Annotated in this window: 8 protein-coding genes; 5 read left to right on the top strand and 3 right to left on the bottom strand. The window is 45.4% G+C overall.

The genetic code is table 11. The features are described from left to right. The first annotated feature begins 331 nt into the window (after window positions 1-331). From ED312_RS03355 to ED312_RS03335, 5 genes are all read left to right on the top strand, one after another. Window positions 332-1,210 carry a cell division protein FtsX gene (locus ED312_RS03355; RefSeq protein ID WP_123214589.1) on the top strand — a complete coding sequence of 293 codons (879 nt, stop codon included), beginning with the start codon at window positions 332-334 and terminating at the stop codon, window positions 1,208-1,210. Between the two features lie 60 nt (window positions 1,211-1,270). After that, window positions 1,271-1,537 carry a DUF3098 domain-containing protein gene (locus ED312_RS03350; RefSeq protein WP_123214588.1) on the top strand — a complete coding sequence of 89 codons (267 nt, stop codon included), beginning with the start codon at window positions 1,271-1,273 and terminating at the stop codon, window positions 1,535-1,537. A 64-nt stretch (window positions 1,538-1,601) separates the two neighbouring features. Continuing rightward, a complete protein-coding gene (locus ED312_RS03345; protein ID WP_123214587.1) occupies window positions 1,602-2,402 on the top strand; it encodes an undecaprenyl-diphosphate phosphatase in 801 nt (266 codons plus the stop codon). Next, complete coding sequence (truB, locus tag ED312_RS03340; protein ID WP_123214586.1) at window positions 2,402-3,100, top strand: tRNA pseudouridine(55) synthase TruB; 699 nt, start codon at window positions 2,402-2,404, stop codon at window positions 3,098-3,100. Before ED312_RS03345 ends, truB begins: the two co-directional genes overlap by 1 nt. A gap of 87 nt (window positions 3,101-3,187) precedes the next feature. Next, on the top strand, window positions 3,188-3,922 hold the full coding sequence (locus ED312_RS03335; protein WP_123214585.1) for a hypothetical protein: 735 nt from the start codon (window positions 3,188-3,190) through the stop codon (window positions 3,920-3,922). 27 nt (window positions 3,923-3,949) lie between these two features. Here ED312_RS03335 and ED312_RS03330 read toward each other — a convergent pair whose 3' ends face one another. The 3 genes from ED312_RS03330 to ED312_RS03320 form a co-directional block, all read right to left on the bottom strand. Continuing rightward, a complete protein-coding gene (locus ED312_RS03330; protein ID WP_123214584.1) occupies window positions 3,950-4,885 on the bottom strand; it encodes a helix-turn-helix domain-containing protein in 936 nt (311 codons plus the stop codon). A gap of 184 nt (window positions 4,886-5,069) precedes the next feature. Next, on the bottom strand, window positions 5,070-5,315 hold the full coding sequence (locus ED312_RS03325) for a YgjV family protein (RefSeq protein ID WP_123214583.1): 246 nt from the start codon (window positions 5,313-5,315) through the stop codon (window positions 5,070-5,072). A gap of 28 nt (window positions 5,316-5,343) precedes the next feature. Further along, on the bottom strand, window positions 5,344-6,114 hold the full coding sequence (locus ED312_RS03320) for an SDR family NAD(P)-dependent oxidoreductase (RefSeq protein ID WP_123214582.1): 771 nt from the start codon (window positions 6,112-6,114) through the stop codon (window positions 5,344-5,346). Between the last annotated feature and the right edge of the window lie 60 nt (window positions 6,115-6,174).

Genomic DNA, 6,174 nt, shown 5'->3' with positions numbered 1-6,174 from the left:
GGCATAGCCATCAGAACATGACCACCTGCAAAGCAGGTGGGTTTTTAAGGTTAACTAAAGTTGTCTTAGCAAGCAATTTGTCAATGATGAGGAAAAATCCGAAGATACGGTTTCTGCAAATGAAGTAATTCGTTCGGCTATAAGGCCAAAAAGAGAGGACTGCTTAAATATTTCACGGAAAAACCACGCATACGGCCCAATTTGTCCCCTTTTTGCTAACTTAGTACCGAAACTCCTGCCCGGTTTTTCATTAATCCCAATCAATAAAAGCAAGATTCGAATTCCTAATTCGTTATATTTGCAGGGAAGCCGGATAAATATGTCATAAGCCATGAGCAAATCTTTTGAAAGGTATCAGAAACGAAGGCTGATCTCTTCGTATTTCTCCGTTATTTTAAGCATCTCTTTGGTCCTCTTTTTACTGGGAATGCTAGGCCTTATGGTCATTAATACCAAAAAGCTTGCAGACCATTTCAAGGAACAGGTAGCCGTTTCCATTTTCCTGAAAGACGATGCCAAGAAGGTAGAGATCGATCAGTTACAGAAAAGTCTCGCCCTGGCAGAATATACCAGGTCGGTAGAATTTGTGTCCAAAGAAGCGGCAGCGGAGGCCCAAAGCGCGGAAATCGGGGAAGATTTCATGAAGTTTCTCGGTTATAATCCCCTGCAGAATTCCATAGACGTGAGACTAAAGGCCGATTATGTGGATGCCGTAAAACTGGAACAGATAGCCGGAGAAATCACGGCAAAAGACTTTGTGGACGAGGTCTCGTATGACCGCCCCTTGATCACCATGCTCAACGACAATATAAAACGGCTGAGCTTTTGGATATTGCTGGCCAGTGCCGCATTTACCCTCATAGCGGTCCTGCTTATCAACAGTTCTATCCGCCTATCCATTTATTCCAAACGCTTTATCATTAAAACCATGCAGATGGTAGGGGCCACCAAACGCTTTATCCGCCGCCCCTTTATCTGGACCAGTGTGAAACTGGGTATTACGGGGGCCATTATCGCAGTTATTGCAATGGGGATGTGCCTGTACTATATCAACGAAAGGTTTCCCGAACTTCATCTCACGGACGATCCCCTGTGGCTGATCGTGCTTTTTGCAGGCATTTTCCTAATGGGTGTAGTGATCAGCTGGATAAGCACTTATTTTGCCGCACAACGGTTCCTGAACCTGAGAACGGACGACCTGTATTATTAAATTACCGGACAGAAGAATACATTTGACAATATAAGACAACATAGCGAAAAAGCTTTAACCATGAGTAAAAGAGATAAAAACACCACACCACGGGAGTTCATTTTCCAGAAAAAAAACTATACCATTATGTTTACAGGCCTGGGTTTTATTGCCCTTGGATTTATACTTATGAGTGGCGGTGGCAGTGACAATCCGGATGTATTCAACCCGGAAATATTCAGTTTCCGGAGAATCCGTCTTGCCCCTACTCTTGTACTCATCGGATTCGCCCTGGAAGTATATGCCATTTTGGTGCCTGCGAAAAAAAAAGAAGGCCGGAACAAATAAAACCGGAAAACCTTCGTTTTGGCCAATAGTCAGCTATTATCTGTACCAAAAACGAGTATAATTCATGGACATCATTGATGCGATCATCCTCGGGATTATCCAGGGGCTTACCGAATTCCTTCCCGTTTCCTCCAGCGGTCATCTCGAACTGGGAAAGGCGATTATAGGAGATAATTCCATTCCCGAAGAAAGTCTTATTTTCACCATTGTACTGCACTTCGCTACCGCACTCAGTACCCTCGTAATATTCCGTAAGGAAGTCATGGAGATCCTCAGAGGTCTGTTCCAATTCCGCTGGAATGAAGAGACCATGTTTTCCCTGAAGATCATCATATCCATGGTCCCTGCCGTATTTATCGGCCTGTTCTTCGAAGAGCAACTGGAGCAGCTTTTCGGGGAGAATATTCAGCTTGTCGGCTTTATGCTGCTCATAACGGCCTTATTGCTCTTCCTTGCCGACCGGGCAAAGGATACCTCCAAACAGGTTACATACGGCAATGCTTTTATCATAGGAGTATCACAGGCCATAGCCATGCTTCCCGGCATTTCCAGGAGCGGATCGACGATTTCGACCTCCGTACTGCTGGGCATTGACAAAACCAAGGCGGCCAGGTTTTCGTTTCTCATGGTGGTTCCGCTTATATTCGGGAGTATCGCCAAAGAGATCCTTTACGGAAAAATAAGTTATGATTCCCAGCAATTTATCCCCCTCGCCGCAGGGTTTGCAGCCGCTTTTATTTCCGGATTAATTGCCTGTACCTGGATGATAAAATTGGTCAGGAACAGTAAACTTACTTACTTTGCCATATATTGCCTCATTGTCGGTGCAATAGCTATTGTTTATTCCTTTTGGACCAGTTCGTAATGTATTCGGAAGAAGATTTTAAAAACGGTAAAATACTGCTTATTGACAAACCCCTTCACTGGTCGTCTTTCCAGGCTGTGAATAAGGTAAAATGGGCCATCCGTAAAAAATACGGCCTGAAAAAGATCAAGGTTGGCCATGCCGGCACCCTGGACCCCCTGGCTACGGGATTACTGATCATCTGTACCGGGAAATTCACCAAAAGGATACCGGAACTCCAGGGCCAGGTAAAGGAATATACCGGCTCCTTTACCCTCGGCGCAACAACCCCTTCGTATGACCTGGAAACCACAACAGACCGCACCTTCCCTACCGAACACATCACGGAAGAACTTATATCCGCCACCACATCGCAGTTCATAGGTGACATTGACCAGGTACCGCCTGTTTTTTCCGCAATAAAAAAAGACGGAAAACGGCTGTACGAACACGCCAGAAGAGGAGAAACCGTAGAGATCGCCTCCAGAAAAATACATATCAGCGAATTTGAGATCACGGCGATCAATCTCCCGGAGGTCTCCTTTCGTGTAGTGTGCAGCAAAGGCACCTATATACGTTCCCTGGCCCATGATTTCGGAAAGGCCCTGGAATCCGGCGCCCATCTTTCTTCACTCCGGAGAACAGGAATAGGGGAATATCGTGCAGACAACGCCGTTTCCCCCGAAGAGTTCGTAGCCGGACTGGATATCGAAAAATAATTTTTTAGTATCTTAGCATCCCTTCCCCCAAAGAGACCATATTTAAAAATTTATCCAATTATTTTCCGGTTTGAACGTTTATATACTATGAACCTGAACAGAAAACAACTGTCATTGCTGATATCGTTTTTTATAATGATACTGGTAACCCTTACCCTGTTCAACATACACCTTGCCGGAAAAGAGGACAAGGAAATCCTTTACGAACTGCATTTCGAAGATCCCCTGGAAAAAGAGGAAGTCACCACTCCCGACGAGAGCAAACTGCAGACCCACATGGCCTATAACGAAACCGTTAAGAGCCGGTTTGACAGAGAAGTGAGGGAGTTCAAAACCCTCGAAGACCTGCAGGAAGGCAAAAGATCGGAGGATACCGGGGAAGATCCCCCGGAAGAAACTTCATCTGCCACGGAGAACGACTATCTCAGTTCCGAGACGGGAGAAGCGGTATCTTCTTCACGTACTACCGCAACAAAAGAACGGCAGGCCAAACCCTCGGACGGAGATAATACCTCAGATACCACTGTAAAAAATAACAGTGTCAACATCCACAGTTCCATCTCTTATTCCCTCGTCGGAAGAATCCACAAAAGCCTCCCGAATCCGGTATATACCTGTTCGGCCCGCGGGAAAATAGTGATTAACATACAAGTAGATGCACTCGGCAACGTTACCGAAGCCACATTCAACAAACAAAGCTCTACCTCCAGTAATGGCTGTCTGGTAGACCATGCCATTTCATATGCCCTCCGTGCGAAATTCGATAAAAAGAAAAATAAAGACAGCCAGATAGGCAGTATTACCTACCTGTTCCAGGGGTAACCTTTTCGGCGGCTCATCGTCAAATCCTTAAACGCCTGCTTTCTTATTGTAAATCCCTTCCCGGTACCCGCGAGGGGTCTTACCGGTCTGTTTGCGGAAGAAATTATTAAAATATGCCGGGTTTTCAAATCCCAGGCAGTATGCTACCTCTGCGATATTCCAGTCTGAGTATTTTAACAGTGCCCGGGCTTCCTTAACGATCCTGGCGGCAATATGTTCTGTAGTCGTCTTTCCGGTAATTTTCTTCACCGCCCTGTTCAGGTGATTGGTGTGGACAGATAAGCGCAGGGCATAATCATTGGCCGATTTGAGCTGGAGGATATGTTCGTAAGAAACCGGGAACTGGCGTTCCAGCAACTCCTGGAACAAGGCGGTTATCCTTGATGCCGCATTCGCATGTTTGAAATAGGAATCCGCCGGTTGCATCTTCAATGCTTCGTGCATAATAAGGTTCATATAGTTCCGGATAAGATCGTACTTGTACCGGTAGTCGGTATCGATCTCCCTGAACATTTCCTCAAATAAACCGCCCACTTTTTTTTCCTGTTTTTCATCGATAAAATAGACAGGATTTCCCCCGATCCGGAACAGGGGGGAATTCTGTAAACTTTCACTTTGGTGACCGGTATTCACAAAACCATCGGTGAACAGGCAAAAGTACCCGGCCTGCCGGTCATTCCCTGCTTCCCAGGCATATGGGATATTGGGATTGGAAAAGAGCAGTGCCCTTTCCTTTATGGTGATTCCCTTATCGGCATAATACAAGGTGCCGGAACCCACGATCAGGGAGATTTTATAAAAATCCCTACGGTTGTACGGAGAATAATCCTTGCAACCTATATCATCTCTCCGGTAAACATTAAAATGCCCCCATTCCCTGGCCTGTACCGGGCGGGAAACCGGGGAAGTTTCTCGAGAGGAGATTTTCTGATAAAAATCGTTTAAAGACTCACTGTTTTTCATAGCCGGTAAAGAATGTATTTTTATTTACAAGAGGCTTTAAAATTATAAAATTCAAACCATATTTAATCATAAATCAACTGTTTTCCCATTATTAACATGTGAAAAAGAAAAAAAAGAGGATGCCCGAAAGCTTTTCGGACACCCTCCTCCTGTATCCCGGTGAATACGTTTATGACACTACCTGCTACCTCGCCTTCGGTTTTCGCATACGGTAAATAAAATACAGGTTAACGATAAAAATAGTAAAGTTGGTAACTATAACAGGCACCGACGGATCGGCCAGCAGAAAACCATAAATGGTAAAAAGCAGGCATCCCACAGCATTAATCAGCCTCAGTTTCAGGATATCCTGCATGAGAAAAGACACCAGGATACCTGCCGAGGCGGCATAACCCACCCATTCGGCCATCGCAACATTCCCTAATTCCATAACCGGTTCTGTATTTTCAAAATATTAATTAACTGTTGAACCCTCCGTCTATGGTTATTGAGGTGCCTGTTATAAAACGGCTGTCCGCACCGGTAAGAAATGAAACCAAACCGGCAATTTCCTCAGCTTTTCCGTAGCGGGAAACAGGAATATACTTTTTAATTTCCCATGCCATCTCACTATCGGCCGGGTTCATATCGGTGTCTATGGGACCGGGCTGCACCAGGTTAACCGTAATATCCCTGGGACCGAGTTCACGCGCCATCCCTTTGTTCAACCCTATTAAAGCAGATTTGCTCATACCGTACAATCCCATATTGGGATCACTGACCCGATCGGCCACATTACTGCCTATGGTTATGATACGTCCCCCTTCGGGCATCCCGGCCGCCGCTTCTTTCATTGCCAGGAAAACTGCCTTAACATTTACAGACATCATCCTGTCAAATTCTTCTTCCGTACTTTCCTGTGTGGGCTTGTACATGAATATCCCTGCATTATTGACCAGAATATCGATCCTTCCGTAATCGGATATTACTTTACGCACTGCAGCAGTTACGCTTTCGGCACTTCCATTATCTGCCACCAGATGGCTTGCCTCTCCCCCGGCAGCTTCCACGTCGCGGACCACGAGATCGGCTTTCTCCGTGTTACTACCGGAATGTGTAAAAATAACCCGCGCACCTTCGGAAGCCAGTCTTTTTACTATTGCAGCTCCCATACCGCGGCTACCCCCCGTAATGAAGGCTATTTTTCCACGGAGGGATTCGTTTGTGAGGACGGATGTGTTGCTTGTCATAAGAATTTATTTTTAAGATTAATTCTTTGCTAAAATAAACAAGCAACTTTACATTTGTAA

The sequence above is a fragment of the Sinomicrobium pectinilyticum genome, assembly GCF_003725735.1.
GTDB lineage: Bacteria > Bacteroidota > Bacteroidia > Flavobacteriales > Flavobacteriaceae > Sinomicrobium > Sinomicrobium pectinilyticum.
The sequence above is the reverse complement of the archived record's forward strand: the minus strand, read 5'-3'. Positions and strand labels throughout refer to the sequence as shown.